Here is a 21,916-nt window from a genome sequence, read left to right as displayed (position 1 = left end):
ATTTATTTTCCAAAAGCTATTTATTCACTTAACTGTTAACATGACTTTTCGAACATTACTTTTGCCTGTAATCCTTTTATGGTTTGCTGCATGCACCTCATCCCCTATTCTTACAATTGAATTAGATGCTGATGGGATAGAAAGGAACAATTACCCATTGACCATACCTTTAGAAATGGGCTTAACTAAGGACCAGAGCTATACGCTTAAAAATGAAGATAGTGGTAAAAGCTACCCTGCTCAAGCCCTTCCCTCAGGAGACCTTTTGGTTTTCATCGATCATATGCCAGGAGAAACAAAGGCTTTGTTTAGTTTGTCAAAATCCGAAAACAACGAAGCTAAAAAGTTGGCTATAAATCAAGACGAAGAAGGCGTTGAAGTATTGTCCGGGGAGTTGCCGGTACTTTTTTATCAGACAGCAGTAGCGAATCCTCCTAATGGTTTGCCGGACTATTACAAGAGAAGCGGGATGATTCACCCCCTCTACAGTCCTAGTGGACAACAGATAACAGATGCTTTTCCTGCCGGACACACCCATCATCATGCCATTTTTAATGCCTGGGTTAACACAAAATTCAAAGGAGAAAAAGTTGATTTCTGGAATCAGCATTCAGAAACGGGGACAGTAGAACATGTAAGTTTAAATACAGCCGAGGCTGGTTCCAGTGCGGCCATTATCGAAAGCCATTTGCGCCACATCAGCCTGAAATACGGAGAAGTATTAGGAGAAAAATGGACAATTATGGTATATCCAACCGAGGATTATTTCCTTTTTGATTTGATATCGGAACAAACCAATACGAGTAATGACACCTTATTTATTTTAGAATATCATTATGGTGGAATGGGTTTTAGAGGAAGTAAAGAATGGAATAAAGTAGACAGCACCCACTTTACCAACCCTTGGAAAATTCTGACATCAGAAGGCCATACAAACGAGGATGCCAATCATACCCATGCCTCTTGGGTAACAGCTTATGGCAATGTTGACAACAATACCGCGGGGGTGACGGTCTTTGGTTTTCCTGAAAACTTCAGGTATCCACAAGCCATTCGGGTTCATCCAACAATGCCCTATTGGGTATATGCTCCAATGGTTGATGGTGCATTTAATATCCCGCCGGGCTCAAGTTATGCAAGCAAATTCAGGTATTATATACCCAATGGTGCTCCTGACCTCAAAATCATAGAAAACATTGATGAAAGTTTGAAGTTTCCTGTTAAGGCTAAATTATTGAATTAGAAGAGATCTAGAGATATTTTGTCACCTATATTGCCATATATGGCGACAAAGGTGACAAAATAAAGGCCTTTTAGGATTACATCATTTGTGTCAAAAGTTAATCCTTTCGCCTAAAAATGAACCGTGTAACTCATTACCGGGAACATGGATAGCTGAGGTATTTCATCGAGTTCTTTTTTGACGTTATTGTAAAAATAATCAATCGCTGTATTGTTATTGGTCAGATTTTGAATATCCAGTTTGACCTCATGACTTAGCTTTTGTTTATTCACTCGATAACTTACAGCTATATTAAGGTAAAATACATCATCTGCCTTATTCCCTAGGTATTGACCTTCATTTTCCACCTGCTTTTCCTGTTTTATAGATTCTTCCAGGTCAATTGAAGTATACCTTCTGCCTCCCAAAAAAGTAATCCTTGAATTAACACCTATGGTTTTATCATTGGAATTTTTTCGTCCCACTGTAAATTCTTTTCCAAATAAAAAGTTGCCTACATAATTCCCATTGTATCTGGAGTTTTTCCAAGCTCCATTTTTAGCCTTGTATTTAGAATCATAGAGGGAAGTCGTAAGCAAGAAATAATATTGATTGTTAAAATACCGCTCAAAGGTAACTTCTAAACCTATATTTTTTCCTTCACCATCATTAACTAAAGCCTTATCCACAAAATAATCATCTTGATTGATTAATGAATAGAGACTTCCTAATTTGTCTTCAACCGGGATATTATACAAATGCTGATAATAGGCTTCAACCTTTAAAAACAAATTGCTCTTCAATAAATTTTCATAGCCCAATACATAATGGGAAGCCTGCATCAGCTCTAAATGTTTATTGGGCATGGAATAACTGCCATTGGGTTGATATACCAGCGCATAATGATTGGGTAGAGATGCCATTTTACTATGTAAGCCAAAAGCTGCATTTATATTTTGTGATTCATCAAGTTGGTATTTTAAAGCCATCCTGGGTTCAATATATACCTTGCCATTCAAGTTGCTTTTGGAAACATGTACCCCATTTACAGCAGTAAGAAACGCTGAAAGCCTCCATTTCCAATTGAAATAGCCCTCAGTAAAATTGGCTACCCCTTCATTCTCCTGCCCTTTCAAATATTGTTTTTGTGGAATGCTGAAATAAACATTATCATAATCAAAGTTTATATGAGCAAACATTAGTCCTACCTGAAAATTGTGCTTGGAATTAATCTTATGGTGTAAGGTGGACATTAGACGTGAGGTTTGGTTATTTAACCTTGCATTATAAAATTCTTTTAATATTTCTGCTTCATAGGGCCTTTTTTCTATCAACTCACTTCCATTGAACCCATATGAGATTATTGATTTTAAGTAGGTATTGCTTCCCAAGGGAATAAAATGTTTGAGCCCGGTTACCGCCATATTGCTGTATTGAGAACCATCTTCTAATATTATTTCATCATCTTCTTCATCTGTGGTAACAAAGCCAATTTTACTAGCTCCCCCTAATCCAAATAAGGTAAAGATCCCCGAATTCTCTGTGGGAAAATAAAACTTGAAACTTAAATCCTGATACCTAGGAACACCACCAAAGTCAACCAAACCTATGTCATCCAATAAGGATAGTGTAGAGTAACGATAGTTTACCAAATAGCTGCTTTTATTCTTTCTACTGATAGGGCCTTCCACTGTAAAATCCAAGCCCAAAACGCCTAATGAGAAACTATATTCCTGCTTTTCATCATTGCCTTTTCGGAGCTTCATGTCAAAAATACCCGATAAAGCGTTCCCGTATTGAGAGGCAAAGGCGCCTGAATAAAAGGATGAATTGGCCAACATTTGGCTATTCAGGGCATTGATAGGGCCTCCCGTAAGTCCCTCAATGGCAAAATGGTTAGGATTTGGTATTTCTATATCTTCCAACCTCCACTGTATAAAACGAGGGTTATTCCCTCGAACAATGATGTCATTGTTACCGGAGCCTTCATTGATTATTCCGGCAAAAGAAGACACCAGGCGTGCGGGGTCACTTATGGCTCCTGCATGCCTTTTGGATGCTTCAATGGAGAGTTGTTTGGTGGAACTTATCGCCATTTCATTGGTCGATTCCCCCATTTTGTAAGCCCTTACTTCTACCTGATCCAATTGCTGAAATGATTCTTTCATCTCAATATTTAAAACAGTCTCCTTACCGGATATTAGCAAAATATTTGGAACGGTTATCCTTTCATAGCCTAAGCTAGAAACTACCAAAGTAATCCGACCTACGGTTACATTCTCAATTTTGAAATTTCCATCAATGTCTGAAATCACCCCAATTAATGGATTGGAATTATCAATCGTGATATTAGCAAATGGAATGGCACTTTTACTATCGGTATCTAAAATTCTCCCTCTAATCGTTTGATGAGGACTTTGTGCATTAACTGCATTCACTATCAAAAAAGCGATAAAAATAAATAGGCCAATTACTTGAGGTTTCATAAGATAAATTTTTAGTGTTTACCTAATGACAACAGAAGTTGTATTTCCCCTTAGTAATAAAGAAACTAAATCAAGCTTATTGTAAGAATTTAGACCTAATTTTAAAGTTTTAATACTGAAAGTATTCACTTTAAAAATGTGTAATGGTGCTACAGCTATGCTTTCTTATTAATAATCTTAGGTTTAAATAAATATTGAAAAAATCCCTTATCATTTGACTTTGATGGTTAAGGTAATCTAAAAACTTCTTACTTAGTCCCACTCTTTCAAAGCCTATGAAAATTTACGATAGCCTGCTTAATTCTTTGGTAGTTCTTCTGATGTAGCCAAAGCGAGGACCCTTCCTTCACTACCCACTGCATTGTAAAAGTGATAAACCACACCATCCCATTTTATTACCCAAGGCTTATGTGCATACTTTTCGTCAAAATCTTCTGAAGGTGCAACCAGATCTTCCCCCTCCCAATCTGTCCAATTAATTAAATCATAGGAACAAGCAAATCTTTCAAAAGCTCCAGGCTTCCAGAAAGCTCCAAAATAAAACATAATATAAATGTCATTAAACTTTGCAATTTGTGCATCTCCACAAATACCATTTCCTTTGCTTATCACAGGGTCATTTCCAAAGCGCTTCCAATTCAACATATCATCAGAAACAGCCATCCCAATACCCTCATAATTAGCGGTATCTCCTTTCGCATTGTAATACATCACAAAAGGGTGCCCCGTGTGCATTTCACTGTCCCGAATAACCAAACTTTTGTATATGGTTTTGTTTTCAAACCAACGAACATCTTCATCTTCCGGGGCCAATAAAGGATTATTGTTTGTATTCCATTCTACAATATTGGTGAGTGTAGGGGAATTGGCCATACCAATTTTTAAGGTCCCCGATTCATAACCTTCAGAACTGCCACCCAAGTAACTCATCCAATACTGGTCATTGAATTTCTCTACTTCATAATCTCCACCCCACGCTGTATTAACTAAGGAAATATAACCTGCTTTCTGATTGGCATCCCAAGTATCTTTTGTAAACGACATAATTTTACCTTTGGACTCCCAGTTTAGTAAATCCTCACTTTCAGCCAACCATGTTTCATATCCCTGTCCATCAAAAACAATATAAGTCATGTACCAAACCTCATCTTTTCGAAAAATGGTTGGTGAGTCTATCATCTTAGTAGTATCCGGATGCTGAAATACAACCCCGTATTTAAAAGGGGTTTTTATTTCCTCAAAAACCTGTTCCATCATCTCCTTAGAAACTGCTGTCTTTGAATTTGATTCCTTTTGGTTACAACAGCTCAATGCTAAGGATATGATGATTACTACTATGGATAAGAATGAAGATTTCATTGGATACAATAACTTTTTTGAATATTATAAAAATAGAAGAAAGCCCAGTGTAAAATGGGCTTAAAATTAATTTGAATGCTGAATATAAAGTAAAAAATCTTTGTTCTCTACTTGCGCTAAAAGCTTCTTTTCCTCAACCCTTAAAAAAACTCAATTTGCGCCTTTGATATTACCCTATTCGCATGCCATTTGGCACCGCACTATCAGGTTGAATTAATGTCACCTCTTTATTTTCTCCTAAACCTCCCAACACCAGGCACTCACTCATCATGTTGGCAATTTGTTTGGGTGGGAAATTAATTACAGCAATTACTTGTCGGCCTATTAATTCTTCAGGTTTATATTTTTTTGTTATTTGAGATGAAGTTTTCTTTTTGCCGAAAGCCCCAAAATCAATCATTAATCGATATGCAGGATTTTTTGCTTCAGTAAATACTTCAGCCGAAAGTATTGATCCTACTCTCATTTCTACTTTTAAAAAGTTATCCCAAGATAATTCCTCCATTGTTATGCGCTTAATTTTTAAGTTCTCAGGCCATGAAAACAGCTTTTGATTTAAATCCTGACTCAAATATATCGGAAAAAAGTAAGTTTATGAAGCCAACTTAATTTAAGAAGGCTGAGTTATTGTCCGTATCAATACCTTCCAAAAGTGATTCCATCATGGAATAATAGATCTTTTACACATTCAAGCTTTAAATGGTTTTGATTCAGTATTTCTAAATCTTAGCCCTTAAGCTTTCAAGCATCCTCCATAAAAAGGTTAATTTCCAAATCAATGGACTCTTCAATCTTAACTAAGCCTCCTAAACGGCTTGAAGCATTAAGGCCAAGCTCTTCCATTGAGAGGTTTAGGGAACCTTGGTATTTATCATCCAATTGGTAAAATGCCACCTTTTCCAAGACATGATCTTTACCCGCCATTTGTAAAAAAATATCGCCAAAAATCATTTGAGAACCACGTTGCAAATTACTTACAGAAACCAAACATATTGGATGTTCTTCAGCTTTAAGTGTTTTTCTAAAATCACTGTTCAATAAAAAATTACCACAACCAAAAGCACTTACAGGGATTTCAAAATCCAGAGAAGCTACTGCACGGGACTTTGAATCAAAAAGTAGCGTATCGCGTTTGTCTTGACTCTCATAGCTGCATTCAAAACTGCCAATAGTAGTTTTTCCTTTCACTATGATTTCTGTCTGATCAATAATCAAAGCCTTATTTTGAAAAGCCCCAATTAAGAAAAAACAACAGCCAAGCAGTAACGCGATACGCATGATTTAATAAATAAACTTTAAAAACCTATTACTCCTTCGATCATTAACCCATTGAATGAACCTCCATTATGGATATCAGTTTGAGCAAAATCCTGGTAATTTTGGCTCACATACTCGAGTTTTGCTAGGATATTTTTGGTAATGTACCAACCACCACCAACTTGTACACGAGAAATGCTTGGTTCTATTCCACTTTCCATTTCACCACCAACCTTATTGTAACGGCCTGCCAAATAGTAATTGTCTCTAGCTCCAAAACGGTAAACTGCGTCAACACCTACTTGATTCCAGGTTCTGTCATTACTTTCAAAGGATGCTTTTCCTTTTGATTGTTCAAAGTTTCCAAAAAGCTCCAATCCACGATACGCAATAAATGGGTTCAGCACGATGGCGGTTACCTTGTCATTCATACCGGGATTGAAACGGCCGGTTCTAAAATCAGAAGAGGTAGATGCCAGTGTATTGGACATGACTAGGTAATAACGTGAACCTGACCTATCCCCGGCCCAAAGCGTATTGTTAACAGAACCTGCAGTGGTATAAACAGAACCTGTTAACCTTAATCGAAGCTCATTATCCAGTGTTTTATCATAGCCAAGTTTACCAATAAAAGAAGGTTTTCTTCGGCTTGGATTGGTAACTCCTCCTTGAATTTCTCCTCCTGTCATTGAAGCTACACCAATAAATCCATTGTTTTGATAAATCACTTCTGCACCAATTTCAGTTGCAAAAGCGTCCATAATATAGTTTCCAACAAATGGATTATAAAAGGCATTGCCATTGTCGGACCTCCTAAAATGGGAATCACCATAGTTGACTTCCATATGCCCCACCTTGATGGTGACTTTTTCCATGATTTTATCAAAGGCGGCACTATTGAGGAACGCAAGTTTATCAAATTGTAAATATCCTCCTTTGACCCAAGTTTCCGGGTGGTGCCTTGAAGATAAATAAGTAATCAGGTTCAATCGAATACCATCAGCCAAAGCCACATCAATGTTTAGATTGGCTGTAGCCAGGTTAAACCCTGAGCCTATGTCCATCAACTGATTGGTGTTGACTCCATCACCGTTAAAAACCGCCGAAGCTGTGTTCTCATGGCTTATGGATTGAAATTGCTGGGTAAAAGCCCCTCCTATTCTTACTTTTACCCCATCAAAGGCAACAGTATCTGCCTTTCCGGATTCAAATACATTGATTCCTCTCTGATCATAGGGTCGCCAATACTGCATGTCACTTTGTTGTGCAAGGCTGCTGAAAGAAAATAATATTGCTCCTGCCAGAAATAAAATGCTCTTTTTCATGATAGCAAAAATTAATATGTTAATTAATTGGATTTAGTTTCATATTCACACTAATCGTCATCTCATCACCTGTTTTAATCGTTCCGAAAACAGCTGTTGGAGGATCTACTTTAAAGTCAGTTAATTTCACATCCGCCGAACCGTGAAGTGAAATGCCTTCTCCTTCAGGTTTGATTTGAACCATAAATGGAACAGTCCGTGTTTCCCCGGCGATTTGTAACCTTCCGGACACCTTCCAATCATTTCCTCCATCCTGATGCGCCTCAAGCATAGTAAAAGTTATTTCAGGATGACCCTCCTCTTTTAAAGCATTGTAGGCATTCTTATCCATTTGACTTTTACCACTTTTTAGTGAGGCTACCTTCATGGAAATTTGAACTGATTGAATGGCTGTCACCTTTCCTGCAGAAAGTCTGATCTTAGCTTTTCCACTAGCCTCCTTTGAAATCATGTCCCAATCATGTAGGGTAGAAGTTCCTGAGACCTTCATTTCAGGGCTTGGACTAACGGCATAGGTTTGCTGTGCATATACCCTAATGCCTTGAAAAGTAAAAAGTATTAGAAAGAAAAGCAGGGTTAATTTTAATTGTTTGTACATAACGGTTTAGTTTAGCTTATTTCGAAAGTACCTTGCCAAAAACTAGCTATTTGCTTGCTTTGACAACTCAAAGGTAAACTGTAACATTAGTACAATTCATGACTAAAATCATCTTTTACTATGACATAATTTGCGAAATATCTTATTGGTTACAAAGCCTTGAAATGAAGGCTAAAACAGGGATAAGAAAACTTAACTATAGGCCTTAATTGGAAGGCTTCCCAATGTATTTTCTGGTATTTGAAAAATTGTTCTAATCACTAAACCACTTGTAATTAGTCCCTCTTAACCACCCGAACAGTCTCCTATGACTCGGGTTATGTCGTAGGATTCGTAGTTTGCACTGTAATCGTAAGAAAATCAACATGTAGTAATTATGGACATAGCAAGGCTATGGTGAACCTATCTGCTGAAAGGCAGGGCTGAAAACAGCAACGATTGGCTGATTTTGAGGTGATTTCAGCAACTAATAGATGGTCTATTGCCTATTTTGGGTTAAACCTGTTTTAGCAGATTTTTTTGCTTCCACAAATTTCTCTCTCATCTCCTCCAAAATTTCGATATACTTACTATTACCAACTAAGTTTTCGAATTCTTCCGGGTCATTGAAATGATCATAAAGTTCCTCATTGGCACCTTTGGTACCTTCTCCCCAGCGATTATATCTCCATCTATCCGTCCGAACACTTGCTCCATCATTGTAAATGGTATAGGCAAAGTTTTCTTCCCTACCTATACTTTCACCTTTTAACTCATTAAGCAAACTCCTTCCTTGTAGGATGGTTGGTTTCTCAGAAGAAAATCCTGTCAGCTCTGCAAGCGTTGGATAAATATCCAGCAGTTCTGAAATACTTTTCGTTTGGTTTCCATATGCCCCTTCAAAATCTTTCCCGGGCACAGAAAAAATTACCGGAACCCGAACACTACCTTCCCATAGGCTGGATTTCGACCAGCAATCATGTTCCCCAAGGTTATAACCATGGTCTGACATAAAGATTACAATCGTTTCTTTTCTAAGGTCGAGCCTATCTAATGCATCCAATAACCTACCAACTTGTTCATCCATAAATTTGACACTTGCCATATATGCACGAATAGTTTTGCGCTGCTGAAGTTCATCCATGCCCCAAATCTTCTCATTTTGTCGTTTTAAAGCTTGAGAAGGTACATTTTCACCTACCTTCACCGTAGGCAACAGCACTTCTTCTACCGGATAAGGAGCGAAACTTTTTTCAGGGGCAATCAAGGGCACATGTGGCCTTACAAAGCCCACTGCCAAGAAAAATGGTGCTTCCTTTTTAACTCTTTGCTTATTGGTTCCTCCTGATGGTATTTTTCCGGCGCGATTTTCCAGCACAGCAATGGCCTGACTGGCAGCTAAGTAATCCGTTTGGGTTCCTTCTAGACTATCTGGAATTACCATTTGAGCAAAGTTTGAACCATAATGTAGGTTTTTGGGAGAAAGTAATTCCAAGTTTCCTTGACTTAATGTTTCCGGACCGAGTACATTGTAGGCATAATCCCAAGAATCCGGATCATCTCCCCCTACGGCACCTCTTTCTATTCCACCGGGCACCCCCATATGAAAAATCTTCGATATCCTGGCAGTATAATATCCTCTCTCTCTGAAAAATCCGGCCATAGACGGATGATTAGCCAAGGCAGGTGTTTCTTTTCTATAGCTACCCAATTGATCATTGTTGCGCAATACACCATTGGTTTCAGGATACAAACCACTCATAAAAGATGCTCTAGAAGGTCCACACAATGGAAATTGACTGTAAATTCTAGAAAAACTCACTCCTTCTGAAGCTAACCGATCAAGAGATGGGGTATGTTTATCTGTATTCATATAGGGCCCAATATTCGTATTTAGATCATCCGAAATAATCAACAATATATTGGGCTTTTGGGCCTTTAGGCTAAAGGAAGTGTTCAATAATAAAAATAAGAGTGAAATTTTAAATATTAAGCCCCTATTGCTTTTTAGGGAAGCCAAAACTATTGTATGAATCATATTATTTCTAGGGTTTCGTGTTATTGCCTTGAAAACAAGACTTAGCTGCTAAGTTAATTTATAATAGCCTCCAAACCTTAAAATCCTTATACCTTGCACTGCGGGTATACATATGCCTTAAACCAATTCTTCCGGAATCAATGGAAGGAAAAATAGAAGCATCCCATCTGCAAATCAAGGTGTCTGAAGGATCACTTTTGCTTTGTATATGCATTTCAATAGTATTGGCATACTTGAATACTTGTATATGATAGGTTACATCAGGTTTAAAAAGCCCTGTTTTGAAATGATCTTCCGGAACATCGGTCCCGGTAAGCCCATTCATGGTAGGGTTGTATCTACGTAAACGTATATAATCATTTTCCCCTGAGTATTCCTTAGAGCCAAATGCAGCATAACTAATATGATAAGTGTTTATATTATTATAATAAGTGTGCATGGAGGGCACTTTTCTTTTGTCTTGCCATAATGAAAGATCCTTAGGATAATCCGCATCTCCTTTTCCTGTGGCGTGAAAGTAAAGAATATTGACACATCTCGTAGTCGTATCTGTTCTGGTATAATCATATTCAATACAAATATTTCCTTCGAAGGATGGTTTGGCCCACAAAACGGTGTGGTGGGAATCATTGCCATGTTCAGGCCCTGCAATAAGTTCCATGCCCTTATGGGTGTTGACCACCTTTGCTTTTTGACCATCTAACATCCATTTTTTCTCCCAATTTTCTGTACCTGAGTCTTCAAATAGTATCTCGGATTTGGTCCATTGCTTTTCTTGTGTTTCCTTGGATTTGCACCCAAAAACGCAAAGGATTGATAAAAAGATTATTAAAACAGATTGGCTGAACTTCATTGTATATTTATTTTAATTAATCCATGGGAATAAATCCAGGTCCTTTGACTACCTGTCCGGGCAAAGCTCCGGTATGCTGACCATCTTTCAGAACAGGCACTCCATTGACCAATACATGTACCATTCCCGAAGCATATTGCATGGGCTTATCATAGGTGGCATGGTCTTGTATTTTATCCGGATCAAAAATTGCAAGGTCAGCAAAATATCCTTCTTTTAGGGCTCCCCTTTTATTGATCCTCAAATTGGTAGCCGGAAGAGTTGTAAGTTTATAAATTGCTTCTTCCAAAGAAATAATTTTTTCTTTACGGACATACTTCCCAAGGAGTCGTGCAAAGTTCCCAAAAGCCCTAGGGTGACTTCTGGATTTGAGAAAAACACCTTCAGGAGCATATGAAGCCGCATCTGAGCCAAAACTCATGTATGGAAGGGCAATTTTCTTTTTTACATTTTCTTCAGACATCATAAAGTAAACTGTACCCACCCTGCTCCCATCCTGGATAACCAAGTCCATTGCAGTTTCTACAGGAGATGTATTCCTCATGGCTGCCACCTCGGCCAGCGACTTACCTGTCAGGTATTTTAAGGAATCGTTTTTAAAACCTATCAGGAGCATGTCGTCATAAGATGCTACTCCCATCATCAAACTCTCCCATTCATTGGTCGGCGTCACCATCTCCACCATTAATTGCGCTCTAATTATTGGATCTTGTAATCGTACGGCCCATTTATCATAACCACCTTCTTGAACCCAAGGAGGCATGGAAGCATCTAAACCGGTGGCTCCGGCGGTATAAGTATACATATTTGTGGTAATAGAAAGGCCGGCATTTCTAGCGGAGTCTATCTTTGAAACCACCGCATCAAATTTGTTCCAATTATTTTTACCGGCCATTTTCAAATGATAAACTTCTGCTCTGATGTTGGCTTCATATGCAATGCGAATTAACTCATCTAAACTTTCCAAGAGTTGATTTCCCTCGCTCCGCAAATGAGAAATGTACATTCCATCGTATTCGGAAGCAACCTTACAAAGGGCTATTAATTCTTCAGTACTGGAATAAAATGCCGGGGCATAAATCAATGAAGAGCCAACACCCAATGCTCCTTCTTCCATGGCTTCCCTTACCAAGTTCTTCATGGTTTCCATTTCATCATTAGTGGGGGCACGGTTTTCGTATCCTATCGTGTGAACCCTAAGGGTAGTTGCACCGACAAAAGAAGCTACATTGGTAGAAACCCCTTTATCAACAATAAAATCAAGGTATTCATTTAAGGTAGTCCAGTTGATCGGATATTTGATATCACCCTGACTTTCCTGCTCTTCCTTTTTCATTTCCTCATTCAAAGGGCCCATAGAACTCCCTTCTCCGAACACTTCCAAGGTCACCCCTTGCCTGATATCACTTTGTGATTTACCATCTTCTATAAGTGCATCTACAGCCCAACTTAGCATATTAATAAAACCCGGAGCAACAACTAAGCCTGATGCATCAATTTCTATTTTGCCCTTTGCTGCTGTTAAATCACCAATTGCTGAAATGCTGTCTTCTCTAATGCCTACATCTCCGATAAAGGATGGTTCCCCTGAGCCATCCACTATCTGTCCATTTTTGATCAGTACATCATAAGATTCTGAAGGAGAACACCCAATTAAAATGGTGAAAATTAACAGGATTTGAAGAAGTGCTTTCATAAGAATTGGCTAAAGTAACAAAGAAGCAAATGCTAATTAATTCCTTTAAAAGTAATAAAAATTATCAGATAATAACTAGTCAATTTTACTTACATAATTGATTTTGACTTGGTTTAGCTAATCAAATCAGTCAATAACGCCTTCCCTTTAGCCCTTCAAATCTATCTTTCTCTCCATAACATGAGAGGGGGAGTAAAAAACTTCGGAAATGATATTAACCTACAGCTGGGCGGAGTTGGGTATTTAATTGTTTAAATACAAAATCACAATTTAGGTTACCATAGAATTTTAAAATAATACAAATCAACCAAAAATTAAAATTTAATAATTATCAATTAATTCAACGCATTTATCATTAAAAATGAGTCGAGGAAGAGAAAATTTTCTCTTCCTCGACTCTTAATAAAAATTACTAATAGGATTTAGGTCGAATACATTATCACCGTTCACTTTTTTTCGACTTATACCCTAATACATCACAATCTACATCTATCAATTAAATAATAAATTTAGGAGTAATTGAAACAAAGTTTTTAGGTCCTGAAAGATAGGTTAACCTATTATCTTCTAAGTGTTTTAAAATTCCCAGCCTTCTCTATAAGTTGAATTTATTAAAAGGTTTGCCTCAGGGTGGTTTGTAACTTTCATCTCTACTGGATCCCATTCCAATTTCCCTTTACCGGCACGTAGTGCAACATTTCCTAGAAGTACTGTTTCCGTTAATGGTCCAGCATATTCAAAATTGGACATGGCACGATGATTTTCTCCCTTGCACTCAGAAATCCATTCCTTATAATGCCCTATAGACCTGCTAATCATTTCTCTTGGCTTTTCATACCTCTCCTCTTTTCCGTTGATGATGAGAAAAGGTTTTGGTCTGTGATGTCCATACACAAGAAGTCCAGATTCACCAACAAAAATAACCCCTGAACCTTTTTGCCATAATTCCTTATCACTAACCAAGCCTTTGGGTATGGTAGGTTTAATGCCACCATCGTACCAATTTATTTTAACTTCTGAAGAATCTAAACCAGATATGAACCTGTAGGTAATTTTAGATGCAATGGGGGCTGATTCCTCCATCACCGGAGTAGAATAAGCTTCAATATCCAATGGGTGGCTTAATTTTAAAGCCCAAAAAGGATAATCCATTATATGACATCCCATATCACCTAAAGCACCGGCACCAAAATCCCACCAGCCTCTCCAATTAAAGGGTACATATGCCTCATCATACGGGCGGTATTCTGCAACGCCTAACCAAAGATTCCAATCTAGAGAATTAGGTATACTTTTTCTGCCATCCGGCCGTTTCTCCATACCTTGAGGCCAAACAGGCCTATCAGTCCAACAATGAACTTCATGAACCTTACCAATTGCCCCGGTCCATATTAATTCATTCAATATTCTTGGGCCTTCATTTGCATGTCCCTGATTTCCCATTTGGCTGATTATTCCTTCCTGTTTAGCAAATTCTCTTATTTTTCTTGCTTCACCAATGGTTCTAGTTATAGGTTTTTGAGTATAAACGTTTATTCCCCTTTTCATTGCTTCCATGGTTATCATGGCATGCATGTGATCCGGAGTTGAAATCGTAATTGCATCCAAGTCCTTTTCTCTATCCAGCATCACCCTGAAATCTTTATATTTATTAGCCTTGGGATGTGCTTTATATGAAACAGAGGCCCTATGGTCATCCACGTCACATAATGCTATGACATTTTCAGTACTTACACCTTTTAAATCTACTAAACCTTTACCCCCAACACCTACACAACCTATATTAAGTAAATCACTTGGAGGAATATACCCTTGACCTCCCAAAACGAATCTAGGAACTATTGAAAAACCTGATGCTGCCACCACACTATTAAGAAGAAATTTTCTTCTATTTGTTCCGGTATCTATTTGATGGTTGGCCATTTCAATACCCAGGGTTTTGGGTTATTTGATTGTTTACATCAATTGCCCTCAAAGGTATTGGGAACAACAATTTGTCTTGGGTGATTTCAACCCCATTAGCTTTCATAACTTCCACAGCTCGTCCTGTTCTAACTAAGTCAAAAAACCTGTGGAATTCAAAACACAATTCCACTCTTCTCTCATGCTCTAAGGCTAATGTAAGTGTGCTGTACTCGGCTGGATATCCCGGTTGTCCAAACCCTGGTAAACCTACCCTAGCTCGAACCATATTTAAATATGTTGGGTCATCAGTAACTTCTGAATACATTAATAAAATATCTGCGTACCTAATAATTTCAAAATTTTGACCCGGATACCTCCAATTAGGATCATAAAATTTCATGGTAAAAGGATATTCAATAAACTGATCAGTATCTAAATTAAGGTATCCTGGATATATAGATGTATTTTTTCTTACCACATCATTGGCCTCAAATTCGTCAGCCAAATTTTGGGTAGGCGTATTCATCCCATTACCTCTAAAGGTTTCATTCATTCCTGGCAGGTGAAAAGCCCAATGGAAAGGAGTGTATTGAGATTGATGATTGCTGTTAACTGAATTTTCCCCACCAAGATATTGGACTTCCAACAAAGATGATTTTGAATTTTTCGTGTCAGGCAGAAATAAGAACTCATAATCATCAACGTTGATATTTCCATCACCATTTGCATCTAAGGAAAATCTATTGCTATCAATAATTTCTTTTAGTTCAATGCTTGCATTTTGGTTTTCACCTATGGTAAGGTAAATTTTGGCAAGGACTGCCGAAGCTCCATATTTGGTAACCCTACCTACATCATTGCCGGAATAACTTTCTGGCAGATTATTTTTAGCATATTGTAAATCACTGATTATCTGCTGATAAACTACTTCTTTATTTTCCCTAAGGTAATCATATCCCTCTTCCGGTTTAAGTGGTTTTAAGGGTAAAGGAATATCTCCCCAAACCCTTACCATATTAAAGAATATCAATGAACGAACCAAGGTAGCTTCTGCTTTGAGCCTATCCTTTAAGTCCGGATCAGTAAATGCAACATCAGCATTATCTAATTGGTAAATAGCATTGTTGCAAATAAATATGGCATTGTAACAAGTTTCCCATGCATTTTCAATAAGACCATTGTTGGTCCTGATATAATAATCTGTTATCTCTTCAGAAAATGTAGTTGATCCACCAGTAAATTCGATATAAGTATTGTCTGAACGAAGTTCTCCATACAAGTCTGCTATCCCTTGAGCATTGTATATTCTACCCAATTGCCTGTAAATATCATTAACAGCTAAAATTAATTGATCTTCATTTTGATAAAAATTACCTTCAGTTATCTGTGTCTTTGGATAAAGGTCCAATTGATCCTCACTACAGGAATAAGAACCCAAAACAAGAAATGAAAGGATGTATATAATATTATTCTTCATGATTTCTAAGGATTTGGTAATAATAAATTAAAAGCCAACATTTACTCCCAACGTGTAAATTTTGGCAGTTGGGTAGGGAGAGTGAGCCACACCTCTTCTTTGGGCTTCAGCAGCGCCACCATTGAAATTCTCCGGATCGAATATTGGGCTTTGTTTGACCGTCAACATATTCATTCCATTGAAGTAAATCCTTAAAGAACTCAACTTCATCCTTTCTAATAATTTAGGCTGGAATGTATAGCCGAAGGTGAGACTTTTTAATCTCAAATAAGACCCATCCACTATCCAATAGCTAGAAGCAGTTCTTTCTAAGCCATCAAGATCCACCGTCAACTTGTAATGATAACCATCCCCTGGATCTTCTTCCGACCGCCATCTATCCACCATCTCGTGATAATAGTTCCTACCCTCATGATATTGCATAGATCGGTGAATATTGTTATCAAAGACTTCACTTCCCTGGACTCCCTGAAACAAAAAACTAAGGTCAAACCCCTTATAACTAAAGTTATTTGTAATTCCCCAAGTAAAATCAGGTGCGTAATTTCCTATGATGGTTCTATCATCAGAATTGAGAACATCGTCTCCATTGACATCAGCATATTTTCCATCCCCCGCCATGGCAGATTCATACCTTGCCGGATCAGAATCCGCTTCTTCCTGGGTCATGTAGACCCCATCATATTGATAACCATAAAAGTTATAAACCGGATAACCAACCTTATTGATTGATTGCATTCCAAAACCTGCATTATAAATCATAGGAGCATCGTCCTCACCAAGTTCTACCACCTTATTTCGGTTTCTGGAAAAATTCAATTGAGTGGTCCAAGAAAACTCACCTGTTAGGTTATGAGAATTAATATTTAATTCTAACCCTTTGTTTTCTAGCTTTCCGATATTCCTAAACACATTTGTGAAACCTGTTACTGAAGGAACAGGTACATCCAGTAATAGACCATCAGATTTGGAAATATAATAGTCGGCTACTAAAGAGAGCCTACCCTCAAAAAGTCCCAAATCCACTCCCATATTCAGTTGTCGGGTCCTTTCCCATTCAAGATCCGGATTGCTGAAATCTGAAGGGAAGTAAGAAGCCCCTAGACTATTACCCAATGCCATACGCCCTTGTGCCATGGAACCTATCCATCGATAATCAGCAAACTGATCGTTCCCGGTAAAACCATAGCTCGCTCTCCATTTAAAATGACTCACAGGCTCGATGCTATTCATAAAAATTTCATCCGACATTATCCAGCCCAAAGACAAACTAGGAAACGAACCCCACTTTTTATTTGGACCAAAACGGGAAGATCCATCTCTCCTATAACTTGCAGATGCTAAATATTTCCCTTTATAATTGTAGGTTACTCTTGAAAAATAGGAAATCAAAACTCTTTCCGTTGCATTATCACTGGCTTGAAAGATGTTTTGGCCTCCGCTGAGGTAAGGTACTAGGTCATTATTGTAACCTCTCCTTTGTGCACTTGATAAATAATAATTATCCTTGAAATATTCATTCCCAAGCATGAATGAGAATTCATGTCCATCAAAAGCCTTTTCATATGTCAAAAGATTTTGCCAATTGTAATTTATGCGATTATTTTGGTTGACCGTCATCGCTCCTTCTGTGATGTAATTAGGCCCCATATTATGATCTACAGCTTGGTAATTGGTATCATCCCCTCTCCTGTATAAATAGTTTAAGGAAGACCTAAACTTTAGTCCTTCAAGCAGGCTAAAGTTGGCATAGATATTTCCAAGACTGTTAAAGTTTTTATGCTGGATATCGTCATTTATTCTATATAGTGGGTGGCCGTTTACGGCTCTAAAGAGTATGGCACCATAATTTTCATAGCCACTTGTTGTAGAAGGTTCACCCAAATAACCATTATTTCCATATACCGGGAAAACTTGAGGATATTGAACTGCCCATTCCACAATCCTATTGTATGGTTCATTCTCATGATCATAAACAACATTCAACATGCCCCCTACTTCTGCCCAATCTGTAACTTTAGAAGAAACCTTTAAGTTTAACGAGTATTTTTTATAATCAGAATTAATTACTATACCTTCTTGATTTACATACCCTCCTGAAATTAGATAATTTGTATTTTCGTTTCCTCCGGAAACATTAACATCAACTCTTTGCATGGGTGCCACGCGAAAGATCAAATCTTGCCAATCCGTATTGGGCAAATTTTCAGGATTATTGAAATCTTCTGGCCATGTATATTTGTAATGACCTCTTGCTTCCACTGTATTAGGTGCGTTTGGATCACCTCCTGATTCAAGCCATCCATTCTGAGCTGCATCAATAGAAGCTTGAGCATATTCAGCAGAATTCATAACTTTAATTTTATCAATTTTCTCTTGTAATCCATAAGAGTAATTGATACTTACCTTCCCTTTACCAGACTTCCCACTTTTTGTAGTTACTAAAACCACTCCATTAGCGCCCCTTGAGCCATAAATGGCTGCTGAAGCCGCATCCTTTAGGATTTCGATAGACTCTATATCCGAAGGATTAATCAAATTCAAGTCATAATTGGGAAGTGGAATTCCATCTATCACAATTAATGGTGAACTATTGGCAGAAATAGAGTTGATGCCCCTAATTTGAATAGTACTTGAACCACCTGGACGGCCACTGCTATTGATTACCTGCACTCCAGCAATTTTCCCATAAAGGGCTTGACCAAATTCTACCATGGGCCTGCTACTTAGTTCTTGATCAATCTCCAATGAACCCACAGATCCTGTCAGGTGACTTTTCTGTTGGGTACCATAACCTACTACCACTACTTCCTCCAAGGAAGCCAAATCCTCATTCAGTACAACATCAATAACGCTTTGGTTGCTAACCTCAATTCTTTGTGATTCGAAGCCTATAAATGAAAAAACCAAGACAGAACCTTCCGGTACTTCCAACACATATTTCCCATCCAAATCTGTTGCAGTACCTATGGCTGACCCTGGTACAGAAACGGTGGCTCCGGGTATTGGAGCACCACTTGCATCCGTTACTATTCCTGAAACCTCAATATCGTCCCTCAAATTGTTAGGTTTCTGTAAAATCTCTTGCCCCAAATTATCAGCTTTTCGAACATGGATATTTTGATTCACCTGTTTAAAATACAAGCCTGTTTGCTGACCAATGATTGAAAGCAGGGAATAGACACTTTGGGTGTCCTTATCGAAAGTATTAACCCGCGGAACGTCTTTTAATTCCATATCCGTATGGACAAAATTGAAACCGGTCATTTTCTCAATAGAGTAAAATGCTTTTTCAATTTTGGTATTATCAAAGGATAGCGTGATCATTACTTCCTCAATGTCCTTTACCTGAGCATTACCGTTCCAGGCAAATAGAAAACTCATAGAAAGGAGCTGTACCAGAAAAGCGTATGTAAATAATTTAGTCATGCGTATGACATATAAGAGTACAAGATTTTTCATATCTTTACTTTGTTTGTTTTTGAAACTATGGAGAATGGTTTTAGATGAACATTCCGGTAAATTCCTGGTAAGAATTTCCGGAGAAATACAGCCTGAGGATGTTGACGCATCCTTGGGTTTTTATTATTTGGGTTTATTTCATAGACAATTTTTTACCTTAAAATATGATTGTAACATTTTCTTTTTTTATTTTATATTCAAACCTGGTAGAAAACCTCAATCCCTCCAATACATTTTCTAAAGTTTCATCCTGAAACTTTCCAGACAATAATATTTGATGACTAGGTTGATTCTTTAAGGTAATATTTACGCCATACCAGTTTTCAAGCACTCTTATAGCTTCTAATAATGGGGTTTTTTCAAAAACAATACGTTTTTTTGTCCATCCAATCACTAATTCCTTATTGAATTTTGCTTTAACCAATTGATCTTTTCCCTTATCAATTTTCACAGCTTCCCCTGGTAGCAAAGTGACTGGCTTCTCCGTTGAATCTTCTTTATTTACTGCTACTTTTCCAGTCAAAAGTGAAACATCGATGCTTTCCCCATTATATGCACTCACATTGAAACTTGTTCCCAAGGCGGTGGTAGTAGTTTCCAGCGCATGCACAATAAAAGGTCTTGAGGCATCTTTGGTCACACTGAAAAATGCTTCTCCTTTTAAAAAGATAGCTCTTCTGTCCTTTTCAAAATTCTTCAGGTATTTCAATTCACTTCCTGAATTCAGAATTACTTGAGAACCATCACTTAATGTAAGGTGAGATTTTACCCCCGGAACAGTTGTGTGTTCTTCGAAAACCATCAAAGGAGCTTTATTTTCAGGAATTGGCAAATCTTTAAAAAACCAACTGGAGAAAGCACCAAAAGCTATGGCTAAAATCAAAACACAAGCAACCCTTAAATTAAAATAATTGAAGATATTTAGTCGGGACGAGGGGCGATTTACCGCTTTTTCCAATGTACTAATTGAATGGATTGGAATAATTTTTTCATCATCACCGAATTGATGATGTCGGTTATGGTTGGACAAGCGATTATCCAAATCCTTCCACATACCTGAAAACTCAGAATCAGAGAGCTGAGGTTGGTTTTTGGTATTTAATTGTAAAATTATCTCTCGGGCCCTTTTTGCTTCTTTGTATTTCAATGGGTTCTTTGACAGCAAACTTTCCCAAAACAGGTTTGATTCTGCATTGGGATGCATCACCCATTTCTTAAAAGATGGGTCCAATACAAAATCCTCTATGGTGTAATTAGAAATCTCCATTTATGATAAAATTCACCCACATAAGTCCGGGCTTCAAAAAATCTATCCATCTTCAGGAGAAAAAATTTAAATTTTACATTATATTAAAATATTTCAGCGTATAAATATGAATTTACTAAATTATTTACCTGAATAGTATAAAAAAAACAACAGATTACATGAAAGAGAATAACCAAATCATTGCAACCAAGTTCAAACTTTTCTTTAAATTGGCGATGGCCTTCCAAGCTAATGTATAAACTGACTGAACATTAATACCCATGATAAGCGAAGTGTCTTCATAGGAATGATTCTCATAATATAAAAGATGGATCACCTCCCTTTGGCGGGAAGAAAGTGTCCCAATGGACTTCATTAAGTCCGTTCTATCTTGGTCATTTGGATGATAACTATCAAGGTCAGAATCAGTTTCGCTAAATAAATGCTCCTCCAGTTCAAAATCTAAAAAACCATACCGTTTTTTATCCTTGCCGACTTCCTTGTGGATAATATTACTTAAACACTTGAAAAGGTAAAGTTTGACATTATCGGTATTTTTGACCGTATTACGGTATTCCCAAATATTAAAAAAAACCTCCTGAATACAATCTTTCACCAAACTTCGATTCCCTTTAATCGACATTCCCAATCTAAAAAGTTCTTGGGTATATTTAAGATACAAGGCTTCTAAGCCTACTCTTTCACCTTTTTTAATTTGTTGCCAATATTCAGTATCATCAACTTCCTGAACGGAAGTTCTATATAATTTTTCCTCGTACATTTTGGATATTATGGGTTTATTCATCCCAAATTAGGTATTATTCACCTAATTAAAAATAAAAGCATTGTCTTTTGACGATTTTCCTTCTCTAAATTTCACGAAAAGTCAATGCATCCCCAAAATATCTTTTAATTGAAGATCTATCAGATAAATTTTACTTGGTTAAATCCGATCTGTTCGGCTAGACTAGTGAAATCAAATTCATTTCATTTATTATGCTACTCCTTGTTGA

At 37.5% G+C, this 21,916-nt stretch carries 15 protein-coding genes; 1 reads left to right on the top strand and 14 read right to left on the bottom strand.

What is annotated here, in order from left to right:
- Positions 1-40: 40 nt before the first annotated feature.
- The gene (locus tag Q4534_RS17725) at positions 41-1,243 is read left to right on the top strand and encodes a PmoA family protein (protein ID WP_303614490.1); all 1,203 of its coding nucleotides are present in this window, start codon (positions 41-43) and stop codon (positions 1,241-1,243) included.
- A 110-nt stretch (positions 1,244-1,353) separates the two neighbouring features.
- Here Q4534_RS17725 and Q4534_RS17720 read toward each other — a convergent pair whose 3' ends face one another.
- The 14 genes from Q4534_RS17720 to Q4534_RS17655 all read right to left on the bottom strand — a co-directional run bounded on the left by Q4534_RS17720 (position 1,354) and on the right by Q4534_RS17655 (position 21,708).
- Complete coding sequence (locus Q4534_RS17720; protein ID WP_303614489.1) at positions 1,354-3,708, bottom strand: TonB-dependent receptor; 2,355 nt, start codon at positions 3,706-3,708, stop codon at positions 1,354-1,356.
- A gap of 297 nt (positions 3,709-4,005) precedes the next feature.
- Positions 4,006-5,067, bottom strand: coding sequence for a glycosylase (locus Q4534_RS17715; protein ID WP_303614488.1), 1,062 nt, complete (start codon positions 5,065-5,067; stop codon positions 4,006-4,008).
- 169 nt (positions 5,068-5,236) lie between these two features.
- A complete protein-coding gene (locus Q4534_RS17710) occupies positions 5,237-5,572 on the bottom strand; it encodes a tRNA-binding protein (protein ID WP_303614487.1) in 336 nt (111 codons plus the stop codon).
- A gap of 236 nt (positions 5,573-5,808) precedes the next feature.
- Positions 5,809-6,345, bottom strand: a complete 537-nt coding sequence (locus tag Q4534_RS17705; protein WP_303614486.1) for a hypothetical protein — start codon at positions 6,343-6,345, stop codon at positions 5,809-5,811.
- A gap of 17 nt (positions 6,346-6,362) precedes the next feature.
- Entirely contained in the window at positions 6,363-7,649 is a 1,287-nt protein-coding gene (locus Q4534_RS17700; RefSeq protein ID WP_303614485.1) for a hypothetical protein, read from the bottom strand.
- Positions 7,650-7,668: 19 nt separating this feature from the next.
- Positions 7,669-8,247, bottom strand: coding sequence for a YceI family protein (locus Q4534_RS17695; RefSeq protein WP_303614484.1), 579 nt, complete (start codon positions 8,245-8,247; stop codon positions 7,669-7,671).
- A gap of 478 nt (positions 8,248-8,725) precedes the next feature.
- On the bottom strand, positions 8,726-10,264 hold the full coding sequence (locus Q4534_RS17690) for a sulfatase (protein WP_303614483.1): 1,539 nt from the start codon (positions 10,262-10,264) through the stop codon (positions 8,726-8,728).
- Positions 10,265-10,322: 58 nt separating this feature from the next.
- Positions 10,323-11,117, bottom strand: a complete 795-nt coding sequence (locus Q4534_RS17685; RefSeq protein WP_303614482.1) for a DUF1961 family protein — start codon at positions 11,115-11,117, stop codon at positions 10,323-10,325.
- A 16-nt stretch (positions 11,118-11,133) separates the two neighbouring features.
- Entirely contained in the window at positions 11,134-12,813 is a 1,680-nt protein-coding gene (locus Q4534_RS17680) for an amidohydrolase family protein (protein ID WP_303614481.1), read from the bottom strand.
- Between the two features lie 576 nt (positions 12,814-13,389).
- On the bottom strand, positions 13,390-14,736 hold the full coding sequence (locus Q4534_RS17675; RefSeq protein ID WP_303614480.1) for a Gfo/Idh/MocA family oxidoreductase: 1,347 nt from the start codon (positions 14,734-14,736) through the stop codon (positions 13,390-13,392).
- 1 nt (position 14,737) lies between these two features.
- On the bottom strand, positions 14,738-16,195 hold the full coding sequence (locus Q4534_RS17670; RefSeq protein ID WP_303614479.1) for a RagB/SusD family nutrient uptake outer membrane protein: 1,458 nt from the start codon (positions 16,193-16,195) through the stop codon (positions 14,738-14,740).
- Between the two features lie 27 nt (positions 16,196-16,222).
- A complete protein-coding gene (locus Q4534_RS17665; RefSeq protein ID WP_303614478.1) occupies positions 16,223-19,657 on the bottom strand; it encodes a TonB-dependent receptor in 3,435 nt (1,144 codons plus the stop codon).
- A 157-nt stretch (positions 19,658-19,814) separates the two neighbouring features.
- Positions 19,815-20,924, bottom strand: coding sequence for a FecR family protein (locus tag Q4534_RS17660; protein WP_303614477.1), 1,110 nt, complete (start codon positions 20,922-20,924; stop codon positions 19,815-19,817).
- Positions 20,925-21,078: 154 nt separating this feature from the next.
- The gene (locus Q4534_RS17655) at positions 21,079-21,708 is read right to left on the bottom strand and encodes an RNA polymerase sigma factor (protein WP_303614476.1); all 630 of its coding nucleotides are present in this window, start codon (positions 21,706-21,708) and stop codon (positions 21,079-21,081) included.
- Between the last annotated feature and the right edge of the window lie 208 nt (positions 21,709-21,916).

Source organism: Cyclobacterium sp. 1_MG-2023 (genome assembly GCF_030546805.1).
Lineage (GTDB): Bacteria > Bacteroidota > Bacteroidia > Cytophagales > Cyclobacteriaceae > Cyclobacterium.
Note: the sequence above shows the minus strand (reverse complement) of the source record. Positions and strands in the feature narration are given on the sequence as shown.

What these genes read in the sequence shown, in the direction of transcription:
- Q4534_RS17725 (WP_303614490.1), top strand. Translation starts at nt 41, where the DNA reads ATGACTTTTCGAACATTACTTTTGCCTGTAATCCTTTTATGGTTTGCT.
- Q4534_RS17720 (WP_303614489.1), bottom strand. Translation starts at nt 3,708, where the DNA reads ATGAAACCTCAAGTAATTGGCCTATTTATTTTTATCGCTTTTTTGATA.
- Q4534_RS17715 (WP_303614488.1), bottom strand. Translation starts at nt 5,067, where the DNA reads ATGAAATCTTCATTCTTATCCATAGTAGTAATCATCATATCCTTAGCA.
- Q4534_RS17710 (WP_303614487.1), bottom strand. Translation starts at nt 5,572, where the DNA reads ATGGAGGAATTATCTTGGGATAACTTTTTAAAAGTAGAAATGAGAGTA.
- Q4534_RS17705 (WP_303614486.1), bottom strand. Translation starts at nt 6,345, where the DNA reads ATGCGTATCGCGTTACTGCTTGGCTGTTGTTTTTTCTTAATTGGGGCT.
- Q4534_RS17700 (WP_303614485.1), bottom strand. Translation starts at nt 7,649, where the DNA reads ATGAAAAAGAGCATTTTATTTCTGGCAGGAGCAATATTATTTTCTTTC.
- Q4534_RS17695 (WP_303614484.1), bottom strand. Translation starts at nt 8,247, where the DNA reads ATGTACAAACAATTAAAATTAACCCTGCTTTTCTTTCTAATACTTTTT.
- Q4534_RS17690 (WP_303614483.1), bottom strand. Translation starts at nt 10,264, where the DNA reads ATGATTCATACAATAGTTTTGGCTTCCCTAAAAAGCAATAGGGGCTTA.
- Q4534_RS17685 (WP_303614482.1), bottom strand. Translation starts at nt 11,117, where the DNA reads ATGAAGTTCAGCCAATCTGTTTTAATAATCTTTTTATCAATCCTTTGC.
- Q4534_RS17680 (WP_303614481.1), bottom strand. Translation starts at nt 12,813, where the DNA reads ATGAAAGCACTTCTTCAAATCCTGTTAATTTTCACCATTTTAATTGGG.
- Q4534_RS17675 (WP_303614480.1), bottom strand. Translation starts at nt 14,736, where the DNA reads ATGGCCAACCATCAAATAGATACCGGAACAAATAGAAGAAAATTTCTT.
- Q4534_RS17670 (WP_303614479.1), bottom strand. Translation starts at nt 16,195, where the DNA reads ATGAAGAATAATATTATATACATCCTTTCATTTCTTGTTTTGGGTTCT.
- Q4534_RS17665 (WP_303614478.1), bottom strand. Translation starts at nt 19,657, where the DNA reads ATGAAAAATCTTGTACTCTTATATGTCATACGCATGACTAAATTATTT.
- Q4534_RS17660 (WP_303614477.1), bottom strand. Translation starts at nt 20,924, where the DNA reads ATGGAGATTTCTAATTACACCATAGAGGATTTTGTATTGGACCCATCT.
- Q4534_RS17655 (WP_303614476.1), bottom strand. Translation starts at nt 21,708, where the DNA reads ATGAATAAACCCATAATATCCAAAATGTACGAGGAAAAATTATATAGA.